General features: G+C 32.4%; 23 protein-coding genes. 2 read left to right on the forward strand and 21 right to left on the reverse strand.

What is annotated here, in order from left to right; all coding sequences use genetic code 11:
- Positions 1-2 precede the first annotated feature (2 nt).
- From CAMP18497_RS04335 to CAMP18497_RS04360, 6 genes are read right to left on the reverse strand one after another with little or no spacing between them, the layout of a single operon-like run.
- Positions 3-848: a polyprenyl synthetase family protein gene (locus tag CAMP18497_RS04335; RefSeq protein WP_337212757.1), complete on the reverse strand. Its 846-nt coding sequence runs from the start codon at positions 846-848 to the stop codon at positions 3-5.
- Positions 848-1,927, reverse strand: coding sequence for a DUF7488 domain-containing protein (locus tag CAMP18497_RS04340; RefSeq protein WP_337212690.1), 1,080 nt, complete (start codon positions 1,925-1,927; stop codon positions 848-850). The genes CAMP18497_RS04335 and CAMP18497_RS04340 overlap by 1 nt, the downstream gene beginning before the upstream one ends.
- Positions 1,924-2,229, reverse strand: coding sequence for a YbaB/EbfC family nucleoid-associated protein (locus CAMP18497_RS04345; RefSeq protein ID WP_337212692.1), 306 nt, complete (start codon positions 2,227-2,229; stop codon positions 1,924-1,926). The genes CAMP18497_RS04340 and CAMP18497_RS04345 overlap by 4 nt, the downstream gene beginning before the upstream one ends.
- Complete coding sequence (locus CAMP18497_RS04350) at positions 2,230-3,513, reverse strand: UDP-N-acetylmuramoyl-L-alanyl-D-glutamate--2,6-diaminopimelate ligase (protein WP_337212694.1); 1,284 nt, start codon at positions 3,511-3,513, stop codon at positions 2,230-2,232. It abuts the gene before it with no gap.
- Positions 3,497-4,036, reverse strand: a complete 540-nt coding sequence (locus tag CAMP18497_RS04355; RefSeq protein ID WP_039617205.1) for a hypothetical protein — start codon at positions 4,034-4,036, stop codon at positions 3,497-3,499. Before CAMP18497_RS04355 ends, CAMP18497_RS04350 begins: the two co-directional genes overlap by 17 nt.
- Positions 4,023-4,292 (reverse strand): iron-sulfur cluster biogenesis protein NfuA, encoded by a 270-nt coding sequence (locus tag CAMP18497_RS04360; protein ID WP_039619526.1) that lies wholly within the window; start codon positions 4,290-4,292, stop codon positions 4,023-4,025. The genes CAMP18497_RS04355 and CAMP18497_RS04360 overlap by 14 nt, the downstream gene beginning before the upstream one ends.
- 123 nt (positions 4,293-4,415) lie before the next feature.
- Here CAMP18497_RS04360 and CAMP18497_RS04365 point away from each other — a divergent pair, with 123 nt between their 5' ends.
- Positions 4,416-5,657, forward strand: coding sequence for a multidrug effflux MFS transporter (locus tag CAMP18497_RS04365; RefSeq protein WP_337212696.1), 1,242 nt, complete (start codon positions 4,416-4,418; stop codon positions 5,655-5,657).
- A 128-nt stretch (positions 5,658-5,785) separates the two neighbouring features.
- Positions 5,786-6,367, forward strand: coding sequence for a zeta toxin family protein (locus tag CAMP18497_RS04370; RefSeq protein WP_263672352.1), 582 nt, complete (start codon positions 5,786-5,788; stop codon positions 6,365-6,367).
- Between the two features lie 167 nt (positions 6,368-6,534).
- Here the strand turns inward: CAMP18497_RS04370 and flgE are convergent, their stop codons facing one another.
- From flgE to rpsM, 15 genes are all read right to left on the reverse strand, one after another.
- Positions 6,535-8,997 carry a flagellar hook protein FlgE gene (flgE, locus tag CAMP18497_RS04375; protein WP_337212699.1) on the reverse strand — a complete coding sequence of 821 codons (2,463 nt, stop codon included), beginning with the start codon at positions 8,995-8,997 and terminating at the stop codon, positions 6,535-6,537.
- Positions 8,998-9,308: 311 nt separating this feature from the next.
- Positions 9,309-9,935: a bifunctional phosphoribosyl-AMP cyclohydrolase/phosphoribosyl-ATP diphosphatase HisIE gene (hisIE, locus tag CAMP18497_RS04380; protein ID WP_337212701.1), complete on the reverse strand. Its 627-nt coding sequence runs from the start codon at positions 9,933-9,935 to the stop codon at positions 9,309-9,311.
- A gap of 11 nt (positions 9,936-9,946) precedes the next feature.
- On the reverse strand, positions 9,947-10,714 hold the full coding sequence (hisF, locus tag CAMP18497_RS04385) for an imidazole glycerol phosphate synthase subunit HisF (protein WP_337212703.1): 768 nt from the start codon (positions 10,712-10,714) through the stop codon (positions 9,947-9,949).
- Positions 10,696-11,430, reverse strand: coding sequence for a 1-(5-phosphoribosyl)-5-[(5-phosphoribosylamino)methylideneamino]imidazole-4-carboxamide isomerase (gene hisA / locus CAMP18497_RS04390; RefSeq protein ID WP_337212705.1), 735 nt, complete (start codon positions 11,428-11,430; stop codon positions 10,696-10,698). The genes hisF and hisA overlap by 19 nt, the downstream gene beginning before the upstream one ends.
- A 6-nt stretch (positions 11,431-11,436) precedes the next feature.
- Positions 11,437-12,018: an imidazole glycerol phosphate synthase subunit HisH gene (gene hisH, locus CAMP18497_RS04395; protein WP_337212707.1), complete on the reverse strand. Its 582-nt coding sequence runs from the start codon at positions 12,016-12,018 to the stop codon at positions 11,437-11,439.
- Positions 12,015-12,857, reverse strand: a complete 843-nt coding sequence (locus CAMP18497_RS04400) for a DNA-methyltransferase (RefSeq protein WP_214097806.1) — start codon at positions 12,855-12,857, stop codon at positions 12,015-12,017. Before CAMP18497_RS04400 ends, hisH begins: the two co-directional genes overlap by 4 nt.
- Entirely contained in the window at positions 12,850-13,689 is an 840-nt protein-coding gene (locus CAMP18497_RS04405; protein WP_337212710.1) for a type II restriction endonuclease, read from the reverse strand. Before CAMP18497_RS04405 ends, CAMP18497_RS04400 begins: the two co-directional genes overlap by 8 nt.
- A complete protein-coding gene (gene hisB, locus CAMP18497_RS04410; protein ID WP_337212712.1) occupies positions 13,686-14,753 on the reverse strand; it encodes a bifunctional histidinol-phosphatase/imidazoleglycerol-phosphate dehydratase HisB in 1,068 nt (355 codons plus the stop codon). Before hisB ends, CAMP18497_RS04405 begins: the two co-directional genes overlap by 4 nt.
- Positions 14,750-16,030, reverse strand: coding sequence for a histidinol dehydrogenase (gene hisD / locus CAMP18497_RS04415; protein ID WP_114639928.1), 1,281 nt, complete (start codon positions 16,028-16,030; stop codon positions 14,750-14,752). The genes hisB and hisD overlap by 4 nt, the downstream gene beginning before the upstream one ends.
- 9 nt (positions 16,031-16,039) lie before the next feature.
- Positions 16,040-16,939, reverse strand: a complete 900-nt coding sequence (gene hisG / locus CAMP18497_RS04420) for an ATP phosphoribosyltransferase (RefSeq protein WP_214097810.1) — start codon at positions 16,937-16,939, stop codon at positions 16,040-16,042.
- Positions 16,940-17,056: 117 nt separating this feature from the next.
- Positions 17,057-17,410 (reverse strand): 50S ribosomal protein L17, encoded by a 354-nt coding sequence (gene rplQ, locus CAMP18497_RS04425; protein WP_337212716.1) that lies wholly within the window; start codon positions 17,408-17,410, stop codon positions 17,057-17,059.
- 3 nt (positions 17,411-17,413) lie between these two features.
- A complete protein-coding gene (locus CAMP18497_RS04430) occupies positions 17,414-18,427 on the reverse strand; it encodes a DNA-directed RNA polymerase subunit alpha (RefSeq protein WP_039627711.1) in 1,014 nt (337 codons plus the stop codon).
- 14 nt (positions 18,428-18,441) lie between these two features.
- Positions 18,442-19,068, reverse strand: coding sequence for a 30S ribosomal protein S4 (gene rpsD, locus CAMP18497_RS04435; protein WP_039617184.1), 627 nt, complete (start codon positions 19,066-19,068; stop codon positions 18,442-18,444).
- Between the two features lie 30 nt (positions 19,069-19,098).
- Positions 19,099-19,491, reverse strand: a complete 393-nt coding sequence (gene rpsK, locus CAMP18497_RS04440; RefSeq protein ID WP_012660844.1) for a 30S ribosomal protein S11 — start codon at positions 19,489-19,491, stop codon at positions 19,099-19,101.
- Between the two features lie 9 nt (positions 19,492-19,500).
- The gene (gene rpsM / locus CAMP18497_RS04445) at positions 19,501-19,866 is read right to left on the reverse strand and encodes a 30S ribosomal protein S13 (RefSeq protein ID WP_012660843.1); all 366 of its coding nucleotides are present in this window, start codon (positions 19,864-19,866) and stop codon (positions 19,501-19,503) included.

Here is a 19,866-nt window from a genome sequence, read left to right on the forward strand (position 1 = left end):
GTTTAACCTTTTAAATATTTATCAATCAAAATTTGAAGCTCATTAGCAAGCTTAGAGTCTAAATTTTTCATTTTTTCTTCACATAGTGCAATTTTATCATCTTTTGCCTTTTTAGCACCTTCTAAAGCCAAAAGTTTTACAAAAGAATTTTTATGCAAGTCATTATGAGTTGGCTTTCCTGCTTCTTGAGTATCTAAAGTCGCATCGATAATATCATCTTTGATTTGAAAAACTAATCCTATCAAAAGCCCTATTTCATAAATTTGCTCACATTCTTTTTCATCTAACTCACAAATTTCACAGCCCATTCTTAAAGCCGCTGCGATCAATCTTGCAGTTTTATGGATGTGCAAAAACTCAACTTGTTCTAAATTTAAAGGTATATCTTCAAAATAACAATCAATAGCCTGTCCGATAATCATACCATTAAGCCCTGCATTAAAAGCTAAAGTTTCTATGAGTTTTAATCTAACATTTTCTTTTAAATCAAGTCTTGAAAGTAGTAAAAAAGCTTGAGTATTTAAAGCATCACCTACTAAAATAGCGGTGGTTTCATCGTATTTTTTGTGTAAAGTTTGCTTTCCTCTACGCAAAGAAGCATTATCCATAGCAGGTAAATCATCATGTATTAAAGAATAAGTATGGATAAATTCCAAAGCCAAAGCCGCATTTAAAGCCTTTTCAAACAAAGCAGGATTTTTAGCATTCACTATCCCTAAAAGAAGTTGGGCTCTAAAATGCTTCCCACCAGCTTCTAACATCCATTTTAAAGCCTCATTAAAAAACGGATGAAAGCTTTGAGTTTTAGGAAAATTTTGCTCTAAATGTTGTTTGAATTTTTCTAAAATCACTTATTTAGCCTTATAAAAAAGTCAAAGTATCCTTTATTAAAATGCTCAAAATCATTATTTTTCGCCGAAGGGATATTACTTGCTTGTCTTGAAACTAAAACATCAAAAGTATTAGCTTGAGTTAATATGGTTTGAAGCTCATTAAAATTGTTGATTTTTTGATTATTAATTCTTAAAATTTTATCCCCTTTTAAAAATCCAGCCATTTGCGCTTTAGAATTTGGAGTTACTTCAGTAACATTCATTTTCATATCTACGCGTAATCCTAGATTACTATAAAAAGAAGTCGGTTTAGCTTGAACTACTTTTTTAGGTTTGGCAAATACACCCAAATCTTTATCAAAAACTGTCGTAGAAATATTGACATCTTTATTATCTCTTAACATATTAAAATACAAAGTTGCACCACGATCAGCGAATAAAATTTTCTCATTTAATTTTCTTATATCATCATAAACTTGTCCATCTACACTCACAAGCTCATCATTAAGCAAAAATTGCCCATTTTTGCGCACATTTTTTACATAAATTTTGCCATCACGCATATCAAAATCCACACCTATATCACCCCAATAAACATCAGGATATTTTGCAAAGTGTTTTAAATAACGATTACCTATGAGCTTGCCATCTTCTAAAGTTATACCTAACATTTTACAACATGGCGAGTTAAGTTCTCCGATTTTAGAAGTAAAATCAAGCTGATCACGCTCTGTCAAACTTTGTCCAAAATACTTCAAATGCCCTATATAACTTTTATTGCTATCTAAAATTCCCACCCAGCTATTGCGTGTTAATTCTTCTTCATTTCCCATAGGCGCAGGGATTAAACTAAAATCTGTTTTTACCAAATATAAATTTAAAAAAGGATCATACTTAGTATAACTGTTTAATTTTGCATTTTTGGTTTTAACTACTGCTAAAGTATTTTCATTTAAAGCAAAAGCAGGCAAGCCCTCATATATTAACATACTAGCTTTGTTTTTTTCATAACAACCCAAAAAATCATTAAAAGTCGGTCTTGGCACAGCAAAAAGCACACAAGTTATGCCTAAAATACAAAGTAAAATTCTCATAGTATTCCCATTCCGCTAAATAAATTACTAGCCATTGATTTTTTATTTTGTTCTACCATTTTCATCACATCATTAATTGCTGCTATTAATAAAATTTGCATAGATTCTTTATCTTCAAGCAAAGAATCATCAATGCTTATATCGATGATTTCACCTTTTCCATTAGCACTAACTTTTACTAAACCACCGCCACTTTTTGCACTAAATTCTTTTTTTAAAGCCTCTTGCTCTAATTCATTTGCTTTTTCTTGAGCCTTAGTTAAAAGCTCGCCCATTTTAGAAAAATCCATATTTTCAAACATTTATTTTCCTTCTTTTAATATCTCTAATACTACTTCTTTATCATTAAAAGGATATTTTACACCCTTAATCTCTTGATAAGTTTCATCACCCTTACCCAAAATCACTACAAAATCATTTTTCGTTTTAAGCTCTAATGCTTTTTTTATCGCTTCTTTTCTATCACATTCTATAAAAACGCTCTCATCTTTTTCTATACCACTTAAAATATCATTAATGATATCCATAGGCTCTTCTGAGCGCGGATTATCGCTTGTGATGATGAGTCTTTTAGCATAGTATTTGGCAACTTTAGCCATTAATGGACGCTTAGTTTTATCTCTATCCCCTCCTGCTCCAAAAACCACAATCAAATCACGATATTTTAAAGCATCTAAAACCTTTTCTATGCCATCAGGCGTATGAGCAAAATCTACAATCACATCTTTTGCAACCACTTGCATTCTACCCTCAATACCACCAAAATTACTAATGGCCTTTTCAAGCTCTTTTAAATTTGGCTTAACAAGTTCATTCACACAAGCACTTGCAGCCAAAAGATTATAAAGATTAAAAAGCCCCACCAAAGAAGAGTCAATCATAAAGGTTTCTTTTCCAAAATTTACCACAGCTTCAATGCCATTTTTTAAAGCATAAGCTTTGATATGATAATAACTTGGATTTTCCACTCCATAAGTAAAAGCACCTTTGATATTAAAATTTATAGCTTTTGCATCTTTATTGATAAATTTCATACACTCATCGGTAAAAAAACTTTCTTTTGCCGCTTGGTAGTTTTGAAAGTTTCCATGAAAATCTAAATGATCTTGAGTAATATTAGTAAAAATTTTAGCCTTAAACTCAAGCCCTTCAATGCGGTTTTGCACCAAAGCATGTGAGCTTACTTCCATAATTAAAAATTCACATTTTTCCTTACTTGCTAAAGATAAAAGCTCTAAAGTTTGCAAAATAGGAGCAGTAGTTAAGCCTTTTGGAATGATATTTTTATCATTTATAAAACTACCCCTAGTTCCCATCAAGGCACATTTATAACCCAAATCAAGCAAGATAGAATAAATAGCCCCTGCAGTAGTTGTCTTGCCATTTGTGCCTGTAATGCCTATGATTTTTATATTTTCATCTATATTTAAAAGTTTCTTACACTCAGTTATATTTATAATTTTTGCTTGTTTTTCTAAAGCTTGATGAAGAAATTTTTCGTTTTGAGCGGTTTTTAAGAAAAAACAATCTTTTTCGCATTCGTTAGAATTATCACAAATGAAAGTATTTTCAATCTTTACTATCATAATTTAATTCCTTGATTTTCTCACTAAGCTTGATAAATCTATAGTTAGAATAAAAATGCACCGAAACATCTTCCATATAAGCTACAAGCATATCTTTATAACCATGCTCTAAAAGCTTTTCTAAAAAATCCACAAAATCTTCTTTATCATTAATGATAAGTTTATTTGATATTATAACATTTTCTAAAGCTTGTTTAAACCCAACTTTTGCTTCACTAAGTAAAAAATCTTGATAACTCAAACCTTCAAAATCTTCACTATCTTCCTCAAACTGCACACTTTGACTAAGATTAATAAGTTTTTCAATATCTTTATCTACTTTAGTATTTTTATAATTTTGCATAAAAAACTCAAAAAACACAAAAGCTTCTTCAGGGCTTTTTAAAGCTAAATCGCAAATGTTGATAAAAGTTAAGAGTCTTTTATTTTTACGCTTTTCATAAGCTAGAGAAAAATACATCTTAGCATTTTTAAAATCTTTTTTATAAAAACATTCTATGGCTATTTTTTTATAATTTTGCAAATTCGCTTTCCCCGCCTGCTAAATTTACTATAGTTATATCTGGGTGTATGTCGATTTTAAGTTGTTTTTCTAAGCCATATTTCAAAGTCGTTCCACTAGCTGGACAGCCATGACAAGCTCCGGTTAGCTTCACATAAACCACACCATTTTTAACCCCTAAAAAATCAAGCCCACCACCATCATTTTCTAAAATATGCATAGTTTTAGCTAGACTTGCTTTTACAGGCTCTATTAATTCCTCATCACTAAAAGGCATATTCATAACTTTTCCTTGATTATTTTTTAGTTTAATTTTATCTTATTTGCCTTTAAAAAATGTAAATTATTGTTTATTTTAGACTTTTTGCTATACAATGATAAAAATATTTTAGGATTTTTTATGCAAAAATGCACTCAAATAAAAGGTTTTGAAAAACTCAAACTCATTTTTATATTAGGCTTTTTATCTGCCATAGCACCACTTTCAACTGATATGTATTTGCCTGCTTTAAATGAAGTAGAAAAAAGCTTTCAAACAAATTCTTTTTACACTCAACTTTCTCTTGCAAGTTTTTTCATCGCCTTTTCTTTAGGTCAGCTTTTTTATGGGCCATTAAGTGATGTATATGGCAGAAAAAAACCTTTATATATAGGACTTTTTCTTTTTATTTCTTCAAGCATTGCTTGTGTTTTAGTTGATTCCATTCATGCTTTTATAGCTTTGCGTTTTTTTGAAGCCTTAGGAGGTTGTGTGGGCGTAGTTGTAGCAAGAGCTATAGTAAATGATGTTTTTGAGCTTAAAGAAGCAGCAGGGGTTTATGCTTTGATGATGGTTTTTACTTCTTTAGCTCCTATGCTTTCCCCTACTTTTGGTGGGATTTTGCTTGAGTTTTTTTCTTGGCGTAGTATATTTTTAACATTGTTTATCTTAGGTTTTATTTTATTTTTACTTGTTATTTTTGCCTTAAAAGAAAGCAACCTCAACACTCAAGGTAAAAAATTTAATCACAAAGAAGTTGCAAAAAGTTACAAAAAAATCTTAAAAGATCGTCGTTTTGTGGTGTATTTGCTTTGCGGGAATTTAATCTTTGCAGGATTTTTTGCTTATTTAACCGGCTCATCTTTTGTTTTTACGCGTGTTTTTGAACTCAGCCCTCAACAATACGCAGCCCTTTTTGGAGCTCATGCTTTAAGTTTTGTTATATGTGCTAATATAAACGCAAGGATAGTTCTTAAACTCTCGCCTTATTATGTTTTACCAAGAGCACTTATGATGATTACCTTTTTAACTTTTTTACTCATTTTAGGGGCAACTTTTGATCTAGGTTTTTGGGCTTTTGAAATTCCTTTGTGTTTTATCATAGCAAGTTTGGGTTTTATCCTGCCAAATACCACCACTTTAGCTATGGCAAGATCAAAACAAAATGCAGGTAGTGCTTCAGCACTCTTAGGGGCAGCGCAATTTGCTATGGCAGGAGTAATGGCATTTTTAGTAAGTCTTTTAAATGCTAATACACCTATATTTTTATCGCTTATTTTAGGAACTTGTACATTTTTATCTTTGGTTTCTTATCTGAGTTTGATTAATAAAAGAAAGTTAAATAAAATCAAAAAGAAGTTAAGCGTGATTTCTCACGCTTAATTAAGCAATATTTTTGAAAAGATTCACTGACTATATCGAACCTTTTTCAAAAAACTTTATATTTATTTTCAAAACACTTATAAACAATTTATGTTAAAATTTCTCATCAATCAATAAAGGCTTTATTAATGAAAAAAATAGCTACTATTTTTGCAGGTGTTAATGGATCTGGAAAAACTACCTTGTATTATAATGAACTTGAAAAAAACAAAGACTTTGGGCTTAGAATCAACATCGATGAAATCGTAAGTAGCTTTGGCGATTGGAAAAATCAAGAAGATCAATTTAGAGCTTCAAGGATAGCCATTAAAATGCGTGAAAACTATATCAAAAAAGCTTATGATTTTAACCAGGAAACCACACTTTGTGGCACTAGCATTTTATCTTTATTCAAAAAGCTACAAAAAAATTCTTACACTATAAATCTTTACTACATCGGACTAGACTCTCCAAACACAGCAAAACAAAGAGTTAAAATTCGCGTAGCTAAAGGCGGGCATGATATAAAAGAAGAACTTATAGAAAAAAGATACTATGAGTCTTTACAAAATTTTAACACCGTTGCTAAATTTTGTAATCACATTACTATTTTTGACAATACCCAAAATTACAAAAAACTCTTAGAATTTAAAAACAACAAGCTAGAAGTATTTGAAACTACCAAATGGCTAGAACCATTAATGATAAATTTTAAAAATCCAAGTTTATAAATTTTTATTTTAACTTGTCGATATGCAAATCATGCTACTCACTCCTTAAGGCAAGAAAGAAGTGAGTTAGCAATAGATTGAAGGCTTCAAGGCTATCAAGTATTACAAGGCTACCTCGATAACCTTGTAAAGCTTGATCCCAAGGTTTTTAAAACCTTGGGTTAAAATTATTGTTTTAATTGAAGCAAAGTATTTAAAAGCTGATCACTTGTAGTAATCGTTTTTGAGTTTGCTTGATAACCCCTTTGGATTACGATAAGCTCAGTTAATGCACGACTTAAATCCACGTTTGACATTTCTATGGCTGAGCCTTTTAAGCCCCCTCTACCACCTTCGCCTGCATGGCCTATAGTAGGTGTTCCTGAGTTTGCTGTTGCTTTGAAAAGGTTATTACCCATTTCTTCAAGACCCATATTATTTGGGAAAGTAGCTAGAGCAACCTTAGCTAGAGCTAGAGTTTTACCATTTGTAAATTCTCCATAAATATAACCATTCTCATCAGTTCTTAATGCGTCTGGCTTTAAGTTACCCCCTGTGTAACCATCAGTTTCTTGTTTGGTGGTAGCTGAGTCTTTATCATAGCTTGTTAAGCCATCAAAACCACCTGTTGTACCAAAGTCAAGTTTTATAACTTGATCAGGTTTTGAGCCGTTATTTCCAGTGAAGTTTAATACATTTGGCGTATAGCTTTGTAAAGAGCCATCATTACCAAATCTTAAATTTCCTACTACTATATTTCCTGGAGCACCATCACCACTGAAATTAATCTCTGCAGGCTCAGGCACTGAGATGATGATAGACCATTCAGCCCCACCATCTGCTGTTTTACTTTGCTTAGTAAATTGCACAGTTAACTCATGTCTAGTTCCTAATGAGTCAAAAATTTCTATACTCGCAGTATGAGCTGATAAATACATGTCTTGAGAATATTTTTCATTATTACCTGCGTTGAAATTTCCATCTAAAGCGCTAAACATCGCTGTAAATTTATCATTTGTGGCGATTTTATTAGCCTCATTAGAATAACCTGTAACTTTAAAAGTCATATCTTTAGACTGATCGTTTAATTTAGGATTAGTTATTTTAAATCTACCATCACTTTCTACAACCACTTCTACACCAACATTTGCATCTTCTCCTGCACCGCCACCATTGTTCCAATTTTCTAATTTTCCATCTCCGTCATAATCCACAGCCCATCTAGCATCTCTTTGCAAAAGCTCTCTTAAATCTTCAGTAGTATGAAAAGTTCTTTGGCCATCTAAACTTGGCATATGTGCATCCTGAGCTGTATTTGCACTTGGATTAGGATTTGGCCCTATATCTACACTATTTGAGCTATAAATATACTCATGAGCAGTAACAACCTTAACATTTTTCTTAATATTACCATTTGTTCCATCTGTTCCATCTGTTCCAAGCCATGCTCTGATATTAGCATCTTGCCCTTGAGAATTCAATGTTATATTTCCATCTTGCGGTTTGTCATTTGTAGAAACTTGTGATCCAGCAGTATTTCCCTCGTTTATAGTAATATTTAAATTTTTAGATTTTGCCGTAGTTCCTGTGCTATTATCATTAGTAAATGTCATTTTACCATCTACTATCGAAGCTACTACACCAGTTTCAGCTGTCTTAGCATTGATAGCATTTAAAAACGTTTCCTGTCCTACACCTTCTGCTGTAATATTTACACCATTAATAGTAATATCTAATTTTGCAGGGTATTGCGTATCGCCATCTTTTGCACCCCAAAATGTATAATTAGTACTTGGTTTCCATTCTGCCCTATCTAAAGGCAAGGTATCATTCATTTTGACATTACTTTGATGCTTAGCCTCTTTATAGCTTATCCATATACCTTGCCCATCTCTTAGGTTTAAGCCCTCACCTTGAGCGTTAAACACTACACCCATATCAACACCTTTTTCAGTTACTTGGGCTCCACTTTTTGAAGTAGTATAAAACTCAGTATGTCCAGTATCATTTTCATCTATGGTTGTTCCTGTATCTAACCTACCACCATGTAAAGAATCAAGAGCATAGATAGGACGCTTAGCAGAAGCATTCATACCCAAAGTATTACCACTATCTAAATTTGCTGTAAGTTTTACTGAAGTACTTGGTCTAGCAGGCATACTCATACCAGGTGGGATTACGATATCACCTACTGAAGTTGAAGAGTCAATTTGACCTGTTTCTTGGTTGTAGTTCCAGCCTTGAACGGTATAGCCGTTATTATCTACGAAATTTCCTACTGCGTCTGTTTTAAAGTCCCCTGCACGAGTATAATATTGAGTAGTACCGCCATCATTTGAAACGATGAAAAATCCATCTCCATTGATAGCCATATCGGTGTTTTTATCTGTAGTTTGGATATTACCTTGAGAGTGAATTCTAGTCGTAGAATTTACACCCGCACCAAGTCCAACTTGCATAGGGTTTTTACCACCTAGGTTGCCATCTGGAGCTGTAGCTATCTTAGAAGTTTGGCTCATAAGCGTTGAGAAATCCGCACGAGAATACTTAAAACCAAATGTATTAACATTTGCTATGTTGTTACCTTCTACATCCATTGCGTATTGGTGTGCTTGGAGTCCTGAAACCCCAGCCCAAAGAGATCTCATCATAATTAAATCCTTTAAAAAATATTGCTTTGTGAATATCTCACAATCTTCTATTGCTTAGCTAATGTAAAGCAATAAGTGTTCCAAAAATGTAAATAAAATGTTATTCAATTGAATACATATATTGCAAAAGTAATTTAGTAAAATAATGGAAAATAAAGCTTTTAGTCAAAAATTAATGTCTACAATTTTCATAACAAATTGTTATAAAAATGCATACTATGTCTTTAAAGTGTAAAGTTTTTTTAAAATTACTCGATATAGTTAGTGAATCTTTTCAAAAATATTGCTTAATTAAGCGTGAGAAATCACGCTTAACTTTTATTTCTTTCTTTTAATTTAGCAATCACATCATTTAAACTCAAATCCGCATCAGCTAATAACACTTCTAAATGATAAAGTAAATCAGCAGCTTCATTTATAAGCTCATCTTTGTCTTTAGCAGTAGCAGCCAAAGCGGTTTCAACGCCTTCTTCGCCTACTTTTTGCGCTATGCGTTTAGTACCTTTTGAAAAAAGCTCAGCCGTGTAAGAAGAACTTGCGCAAGTGTTTTTGCGTGAATTGATGAGCCTTTCAAGACGCGATAAAAACACAAAATCAGCCTTTTTAGAAAGCGTTTCAAAACAAGAAGTATCGCCTGTATGACAAGTAGCGCCTTGAGCTTTTACAAGGATTAAAATACAATCTCTATCGCAATCAAGCCCCATATCTATAATATGTAAGAAATTCCCACTTTGCTCGCCTTTCATCCATAAACGCTCTTTAGTGCGTGAGTAAAACACAACCTTTTGGTGCTTAAAACTCTCTCTTAATGCCTCTTCATTCATAAAACCTTGCATTAAAACTTCACAAGAATGATAATCTTGTATGATCACAGGAACAAGGTTATTAACCTTTTGCCAGTTAATACTTTTTATAAATTCTTCTTCATTTATCTTCATAGCTTTTCCTTTTAAATACGAATTTGTATGCCTTGATCTTTTAAAAATAGTTTTAATTCTTTAATATCTATAAGTTTTTTATGAAACACTGAAGCTGCTAAAGCTCCATCAACACCAAGTTTAAAAGCGTCTAAAAAATGCTCTTTAGCTCCTGCACCACCGCTTGCCACTAAAGGCACAGGACAAATTTGTCTAACTTTAGCAAGTTGATCAAGATCATACCCCTTTCTCATGCCATCTTGATTCATCATATTTAGCACAATTTCACCCGCTCCTAGCTCACATACTTGCTTAATCCACTCTAGTGTTTTTTTACCACTATGATGAGATTTGCTCTCATCTCCGGTGTATTTATATACTAAAAGCTCGTTGTTTTCATCTTTAAAAGTATCTATACCTACAACTACGCATTGCACTCCAAAGCTTTTTGCAAGGCGTGAGATCAAATCAGGGTCATTTAAAGCAGGGGAGTTAATAGAAATTTTATCAGCACCATTTGCTAAAAGTTCTTTTGCGTCATCTTCACTTTTTATACCCCCTGCAACGCAAAATGGTATAGAGATATTTTGTGCTACCTTGCTTACCCAAGTTCTATCAATGCGCTCATTTTTAGCTGAAGCGGTTATATCATAAAATACAAGCTCATCAATGCCATTTTGTGAGTAAAATTTAGCAAGTTCTATAACATCTCCCATATCTTCATGGTTTTTAAACTGCACCCCTTTAACTACTCTACCATCTTTTACATCTAAACATGCGATTATGCGTTTTGCAAGCATTCTTTAGCCTCCTTTATGCTAAATTCTTTATCAAGCAAGGCTTTGCCTACGATGATACCACTTACTATGCCATTTAACTTTTTAAAATCTTCCAAGCTTGCCACACCTCCGCTTGCTTGAGTTTGTAAATGTGGAAATTTCTCATATAAAGCTTTATATAAAGTGATATTTGCTCCACTCATCGTGCCATCTTTAGAAATATCTGTGCATAAAATATGCTTTACATTTTTGTAAAAATTTAAAAGATCAAATAATTTTTCATCGCTTGTTTTACTCCATGCATCAACAGCCACAAAAAACTCATCTTTAATGCAAACACTATCAAGCGCTAAGACTATACTTTCTACACCAAATTCACTCAAAAGCTCTTGTGTAAAGGCTTTATTTTTAACCGATAAAGAGCCTATAACTACGCGTTTAACACCGCTATCAAACAAAGCTTTAACCTCATCTTTAGTGCGAATTCCTCCACCTACTTGAAGATTTACTCTAATTTTTGAAGCTAGGTTTTCTATGAGTTTTAGTTGTCTTTTACTAGGATCTTTTGCACCGCTTAAATCCACCAAATGAAGCCAAGTAATGCCTTGATCCTCATACTCTTGAAATTTAGCTAAAGGATCAAAGCTGTATTCTTGCTTTTTAGTATAATCTCCTTTATAAAGCCTTACTACTTTACCATCTATTAAGTCTAATGCTGGAATGATTTGAGTTTGCATTTTTACCTACATATTTATGAAATTTTTTAATAATACTTCACCCGCTTCGCCACTTCTTTCAGGGTGAAACTGCACACCATAAAAATTGTCTTTGTTTAAACTTGCACTAAATTTAGTAGAATACTCACACTCTGCGATGGTGTATTCATTTAAACTCACACAATAACTATGTACAAAATAAAAATAAGCTCCATCTAAACCTTTAAAAAGCCCATGTGAGCTAAAGACTTGATTCCACCCCATATGCGGGAAAGTAAAATTTGCTTTTTCTTGGAATTTTTGTGTCTCAAAAGGCATAATGCCGAGTGTTTTTTGGTGTAATTCTTCTGAAAATTTACCCAAAATTTGCATACCAAGACAAATACCTAAAAGTGGTTTTGTGGTAGTTTGGATAAAATTTTCTAAATTAAGTGCTTTTAGATTAGCCATTGCTTTAGCTGCGGTGCCAACCCCAGGAAGTAAAAGCTTATCTGCTTGCGAGAGTTCTTTTAAATCATGTGTGATAATACTTTTTTGTCCTAAACGCTCGAGCGCAAAAGCAAGAGAAGCTAAATTCGCACAACCTGTATCTATAATAGCTAGTTTCATATCATTCTCTCTTGAAATAAATTTGCTTTTGTTAAAACTTTCAAGTCGTTAATCTTGTTTTTAATCATTTGAAAATTTTTCTCTAACTCTATTTTACGATTTACAGAAATTTTAATAAATTCATCTTCTTTTTCAAAACCTATAAATTTTCTATTTAATAAATTAGCTGCAATCCCTGTAGTCGAACTTCCACTAAATGGATCGCAAATTAACGAATTTTCATTACTTGCCATTAAAATTAATCTAACAAGTAAAGGTAATGGCTTTTGGGTGGGGTGTTTGCCATTATTTTTTTCCCACGGAGCTATAGCGCTAAATTGCCACACATCTCGCATTTGCTTATTTTCATTTAATTTTTTCATCAACTCATAATTAAATATATGTTTATGTTTAGGACTTTTTCTAGCCCATATAATTTGTTCTGTAGAATGAGTTAAGTATCTACAGGAAAAATTAGGCGGTGGGTTAGTTTTTTGCCAAGTAATAATATTTAAAATTTTAAAATCAAGTTTTTGTAAAATTCTGCCAAGAGAGAAAATATTATGATAAGTTCCGCTTATTAAAATACTTCCAGTATCTTTAAGTGCTATTTTTGCATTTGAAAGCCATTTTAAGTTAAACTCATCTATTTTTTCAATATCATCACCTTTATCCCATTGCCCCTTATTTACACTTACTATTTTACCACTTTGGATACTCAAACCATCATTAGATAAAAAATAAGGAGGATCTGCAAAGATTAGATCAATTTGATTTTCAAATTGAGGTAATAATTTATTACAATCATTTTGATAAAGCTGAAAAAGTTTATCTTTACTTGTAAAAATAGACTTAGACATTTTTTACCTTTAAGATAAAATCATTAATATTAGAAAGATTATAAATTTCTACTTTTTTATAAGCTTCTTCAAGTTTATTTTTAGCTTTTAACCAACCTTGACCATCTGTTATCCATATAAATTCATATTGAGAAAACCGATCAAATTTAGGAGCTAGTTCTTGATAAGCTCTGGCAACTTCATTTAGTTTACTTCCCGCACCTGCATAAAAATTACATTCTATAAAATAAGTTTTTTTAGAAGAAAAAATTACAAAATCAAATTTTTTTATATCTTCACCAAAAGCTTTATGAAGTTCAGGAAATTTTTTAATATTTACCTGCTCTTCAAATTTTAAACAATGTGGAGTAAAAATTTCTTTTAATTGCATTTCCATTATTTTACCACTACGATTTTTTCTCGCATTAGTATCAAGCCCCACTTCTATTCCGAATACATAATCATTTAAATTTTTAATCTCATGAGTAGAAAAAATTTCTAACAAGCCTGTTTCGCAAATAAAATTATAAACACTATCTGAATTTTTAAAATACCCTTCCAAAGATACAAAATTTGAAAATTGATTTATAACAATGTCCTTTTTATCTTTATCTCTAACCGCAATTAATACATTTAAAACATTAAAAGCTTTTGGATATTCTTCAAAAAGTTCTTCTATAGATTGCCTTAATTCATTTTTGCTTTTTCCTAGTAGAAAATTTAAATGATTAAGATAGATGCTAATTTTATTTTTATTTCTTAAGCATTTTTCCCAATCTACATAAAAATCTAAATGTCTATTTGTAGCTTGCAAACTATTTATAAATTTTTCAAAACTAAGTTCATTTTTCATATCACTCCTTTAGAGCTTGCTAGGTTTTCATTTTCTATTTTTATAGCCATTTTTAAAGCTCTTGCAAAGGCTTTAAAAAGTCCTTCAGCTTTGTGATGATCGTTTTTGCCTTTAACTTTTAAATGCAAACTCGCACCCATAGCATAGCTTAGTGAGTAGAAAAAATGCTCTATCATTTCTGTGCTTAATTCTCCAAGTTTTTCTTTTTTAAATTTAGCCTTATAAACTAAATGCGGTCTATTGCAAAAGTCAATCGCACAACTTGCCAAGCACTCATCCATAGGTAAAACAAAGCCATATCTTGCAATGCCTATTTTTCGATCTAGTGCATTTTTAATAGCCTCGCCCAAAGCAAGTGCAACATCTTCTACGCTGTGATGTTCATCAACTTCTAAATCTCCTTTGCATTTTATCTCCAAAGATATATTTGTATGCGTAGCAATTTGCTCTAACATATGATCAAAAAATGCGATATTTGTTTTGATATTAGCTTTTGCTTTTTCATTAAAAGCTATTTTAACTTGAATTTGGGTTTCTTTGGTATTACGCTCTATACAAGCACTGCGGTAATTTTGCAAGATAAAACCAGCGATTTGCTCCCAGTTAAAATCGTTTTTATCATATTTTAAACCTTGAATTTCAAGATTTTGCGCCAAAAGCATATCGCTATCTCTATCGCCTATGACAAAACTTTTATTTTTATCATAAAGTTTATTTTTGATATAGTTTTCAAGCATGGCAGTTTTTGGCTTCCTGCAAGCACAATTTTCATGCTCAAAATGTGGGCATATAAAAATATCTTCAAATTCTATGCCACAACTTTGAAAAACACTTAGCATTTTTTCATGAGCCTTGTCAAAATTTTCCTTAGGAAAAGAATTTGTGCCTAGGCCGTCTTGATTACTCACCATAACAAATTTAAAACCAAAATTTTTTAACTTTAAAAGTGCATTGATGGCACCTTTTTCAAACTCAAGTTTTTCTAAAGAGTCAATTTGAAAATCATCTTTTGGCTCATCAATGAGGGTGCCATCTCTATCAATAAATAAAATTTTTGCACTCATTTTAGACTTTCTAATCTTAAACTCACGGCATTTTTATGCCCATCAAGCCCTTCAGCTGCTGCTAAAATTTCCACCACAGGCCCAAGTTTTTTAAAGCCTTCTTTGCTAAGTTCTTGTACAGTCATTCTTTTCATAAAATCAGCAAGCCCTAAAGAAGAATAAGACTTAGTAAAACCATAAGTTGGTAATACGTGATTTGTCCCACTTGCATAATCTCCCATAGATTCTGGAGAATACTCACCTAAAAATACCGAACCTGCATGCATAATATCATCAAGCAAGCTAGATGGATTTTGTGTATGAATGATCAAATGCTCGGGTGCATAGTCATTTGAAATGCTTATAGCATGTTTTATATCTTTTGCAAGAATGATTTTAGAGTGTGCTAAAGATTTTGAAGCAATTTCTTTACGCGAGAGTTTTTCAAGCTGTAAAGCAACTTCACTATCTACTTCTTTAGCTAATTTTTCACTTGTGCAAACTAAAATCGCTTGAGAATCTGCTCCATGCTCAGCTTGTGAGAGTAAATCCGAAGCTATAAATTTAGCATTAGCAAACTCATCTGCTAAAACTAATACCTCTGAAGGTCCTGCTTGCATATCAATAGCTACTCCATGATTATTAACTTGCTTTTTGGCTTCAGTTACAAAGGCATTTCCTGGGCCAAAAATTTTATCTACTTTTTGCACACTTTGCGTTCCATAAGCAAGCGCTGCTATGGCTCCTGCTCCACCTATTTGATACACTGCATCAACTTCGCAAAGTTTTGCTACAAAAGCAATGGCAGGGTGTAGTGGCGCTGGGGAAGCTAAGGCTATAAATTTACATTTTGCAATTTTAGCTGGGATAGCTAGCATGAGTGCGGTTGAAAAAAGTGGTGCTAAGCCTCCTGGTATATAAAGTCCTACTTTTTCAATGGCTCTTGTTAGCACCTTGCAAGTTACTCCTTCAAAGGTTTGAACTTCTATAGTTTGGCTTTCTTGAGCTTTGTGGAATTTATAGATATTTTCATAAGCTATTTTAATAGCTTGTTTTAACTCATCATCAATTTGCTCTGCTAAATTACTAAGCTCTTCATCGCTTAGTTTGATGGAATTTAACTCTACTTTATCAAATTTTACAGCCATTTGTTTTAAAGCTTCATCGCCATTTGTTTTAACATCTTCAATGATTTGTTCTACTATGGTTTTAACCTGTGCATTAGCACTCATAGCAGGACGCTTGAGTGCTAATTCTTGTTCGCTTTGGTTTAATTTTTCAAAATCAAGTATTTGCATTTTTATCCTTTAAGAGAGCATTTTTTCAATAGGTAAAACTAAAATCGCACTTGCACCTTCTTTTTTCAAAGCTTCCATAGTTTCCCAAAATAAATTTTCTTGACTTACCATATGTAATGCCACTCTAGCTTTATCATTTTCTAAAGGCAAAATCGTAGGTTTTTCAACACCTGGTAATAAAGCTGTGATTTTTTCTAGCTTTTCAATAGGAGCATGCAACATGATGTATTTTGACTCTCTTGCTTGCATAACCCCATTAATCCTAATGAGTAACTTATCGATTAATTCTTGTTTATGTAAAGCTAAACTTTCTTTTCTTTGGATAATACAAGCTTTTGACTTATAAATCACCATAACTTCTTTAAGTCCATTTGCTTTTAAAGTAGCACCACTTGAAACTAAATCACAAATTCCATCAGCTAAATTTGCACTTGGTGCTACTTCAACTGAGCCTGTTAGCATACAAGTTTTATAAGGGATGTTATTTTCTTCCATAAAACGCTTTAAAAGCTGTGGATAAGAAGTTGCTATGCGTAAATTTTTAAAACTTTCTATACCTTTATACTCGCTATTTTCTGGCAATGCTAAAGACAAACGACACCCACCAAAATCAAGCTTTTTAAGCATTATAAAATCTGCATTTTCGTTTTTTGATTTTCTTTCTAACTCATTTTCTTCTAAAACATTTTCTCCAACTATACCAAGATCTACCACTCCATCAAAAATTAATCCTGGTATATCATCATCTCTTACTCTAAGTAGATCAATAGGTAAATTTGTAGAAAAAGCAATCAAGCTTTGATCGTGTATGCGAAGTTTTACACCTATAGACTCAAGCAAGGCGATAGAATCTTTGCTTAAACGACCTGATTTTTGTATAGCTATGCGTAATCTTGAATTTTCTTGCATTTTTTTCCTTTTTTGTAGTTAAAAAGATTAATAGTAGCAAAAAATGGATAAAAATACAAAAAATAGTAAGTAAATGAATAAAAATAAGAAGTTTTTAGCCTTTAAAAAGGCTAAAAATTAAGCTACGAATTCGATGAAAGCCATTTCTGCAGCATCGCCACGGCGAATTCTTGTTTTGATAATTCTTGTATAGCCACCGTTTCTATCTGCAAATTTAGGTGCGATTTCTGTTACAAGTTTATGTGTAGCTTCCTTATCTTGCAAGCTAGCAAAAACTGCTCTGTGAGCATTGAAATCGCCTTTTCTTGCACGAGTGATCAATCTTTCAACATAACCTCTTAATTCTTTTGCTTTAGGTAATGTTGTTTCTATTTTACCTGCTTTAATAATAGCAATGGTAAGGTTTTTTAATAAGGCTGCACGATGAGTAGAAGTGCGACCTAACTTTCTATATCCATGTCTATGTCTCATTGATTATCCTTCATTTTGTGCTTTTAATTCTGTAATTTTTTTCTTTAGCGTTTCTTTTGCACTATCACTGAGTTTTGAATTTCCTATAGGGAAACCTATAGATTCCATTACGCTTTTAATCTCATCTAAAGATTTTTTACCTAGATTTTTTAAATCTGCAAGTTCGCTAACACTCATTAAAGCAAGCTCACCGATATAAACCACATTTGCTTTTTCTAAGCAGTTAAAACTTCTTGCGCTTAAATTTAACTCAGTTATATTTTGAAGTAATTTTACATGTTCTACTTCATTATTTGGTGTTTGACTTCTTACAACGCTTTGCGCATTAGTGATTTTATCAAACACTGATAATTGTTTATACATTGCTTCTAAAGCATTTTTAAAAGCATCACTTGGTGAAATTTGACCATCGGTTGTGATTGTAAAAACAACTTTTTCATAATCTGGATTATCTTCAAAAAGCACTTTTTCTATATCGTAAACCGCATGTTTTACCGGAGTAAAGAATGCATCAAGTGCTATAAATTCAGGATCTAAGAAATTTTGAATTTCTTCAGAAGGCACATAACCTATACCTTTTTCAATGATTAAAGTAAATTCTAAATCCGCATCTTCATTAATCGTTGCAAGATAGCTATCTGCATTCACAACTTCAACAACTTCATTGTCTAAGTCTTTTCCGCAAATTTCTTTTGGTCCTTTAAAACTAAAAGTTACGATTTCTTTTTCAGAATCTGTTTTTAGTTTAAATCTTAATTTTTTTAGATTGATAATAAACAATGCTACATCTTCAAGCATACCACGCATACTATCAAATTCATGTGCTACGCCTTTGATTTTAACTCCTGTTGGAGCAAAACCTACTGTGCTTGAATAAAGCAAACGACGCAAAGGATGCGCCAAAGTAATAGCATAGCCGATTTCAAAAGGCCATGCGCTTACTTTTGCTACTGTATCACTGATATTTTCAATACTAAACTCTGTTGGTGTATAAGCAGAAGTTGTAATATGTCTCATATCAAAAACCTTTATTATTTAGAGTACAACTCAACGATATATCTTTCCTCAACTGGAATGATAACTTCTTCTCTTTCAGGTTTTCTTGTAAAAATTCCAAATCTTTTATCTTTTTCTACATCAACCCAAGCAACTATACCAGTTTGAGCAGTAAGTTCGATCGCTCTTGAAATTTGAGGATTGTTTTTACTTTTTTCAATCACTTCAATTTTTTGACCTGCTTCTACTCTATAACTAGGAATATCCACTCTTTTACCATTTACTAAAATATGTCCATGGGTTACAAGTTGTCTAGCAAAACGGCGTGTTGTAGCAAAACCCATTCTATAAACAACATTATCAAGTCTTTGTTCTAAAAGCTGAATTAAAAGTGCACCGGTGTTGCCATCTTTTCTAGCAGCTTCACTAAACAATCTTCTAAATTGTTTTTCGCTAACCCCGTACATAAATTTAGCTTTTTGTTTTTCTCTTAATTGAAGTCCGTATTCGCTGATTTTAGCTTTTCTTTGTCCATGCTGACCTGGTGCGTAAGGGCGTTTATCTAAAGCACTTTTACCTGCTAATCTTCTTTCGCCTTTCATTGCCAAGCTTACGCCAAGTCGTCTTTCTAATTTCTCTACTGGTCCTCTATATCTTGCCATTATAATTCTCCTAAATCTTATATCTTATTCTTAGACACGACGACGTTTTGGTGGTCTACAACCATTATGAGCTAATGGGGTAATATCTTTTAAGAAAGTTACTTTAATACCTTCCATAGCACCTACACTCTTAACCGCTGTCTCACGACCACTTCCTGGTCCTTGTACTTTAATACCTACTTCTTTAATACCATGTTCTTTTGCTTTATTTAAAGCATCTTCTACTGCTTGTTGTGCTGCATAAGGAGTTGATTTTTTAGAACCTTTAAATCCTAAACCACCTGCACTACTCCAAGCGATAGCATTTCCCATTTCATCAGTTACAGTAACCATAGTATTATTAAATGTTGCACTGATATAAACTATACCTTTAGCTATATTTTTTTTAACTACTTTTTTCTTAACTACTTTTCTTTTTGCCATTTTCTATCCTTATGATTTTGCACCAACGGTTTTTCTCTTACCTTTTCTAGTTCTGGCATTTGTTTTTGTTTTTTGACCACGAACTGGTAAGCCTTTTCTATGTCTTAAGCCTCTAAAGCTTCCTAGATCCATCAATGCTTTGATATCCATAGCAACTTGTTTTCTAAGATCACCCTCAACCATGTAGTTTTCTTGAATTTCTTTACGGATAGCTGCTGCTTCATCTTCACTTAACTCATGAACTCTTTTATCATAAGAAATTCCTGTTTTATCTAAGATTTTTCTTGAAGTATGCAAACCTATACCATAAATATAAGTCAAGCCATATTCAATTCTTTTTTTCTTTGGTAAATCCACACCTGCAATACGAGCCAT

Source organism: Campylobacter sp. W0066.1, assembly GCF_024723635.1.
Taxonomy (GTDB): Bacteria; Campylobacterota; Campylobacteria; order Campylobacterales; family Campylobacteraceae; genus Campylobacter_D; species Campylobacter_D lari_C.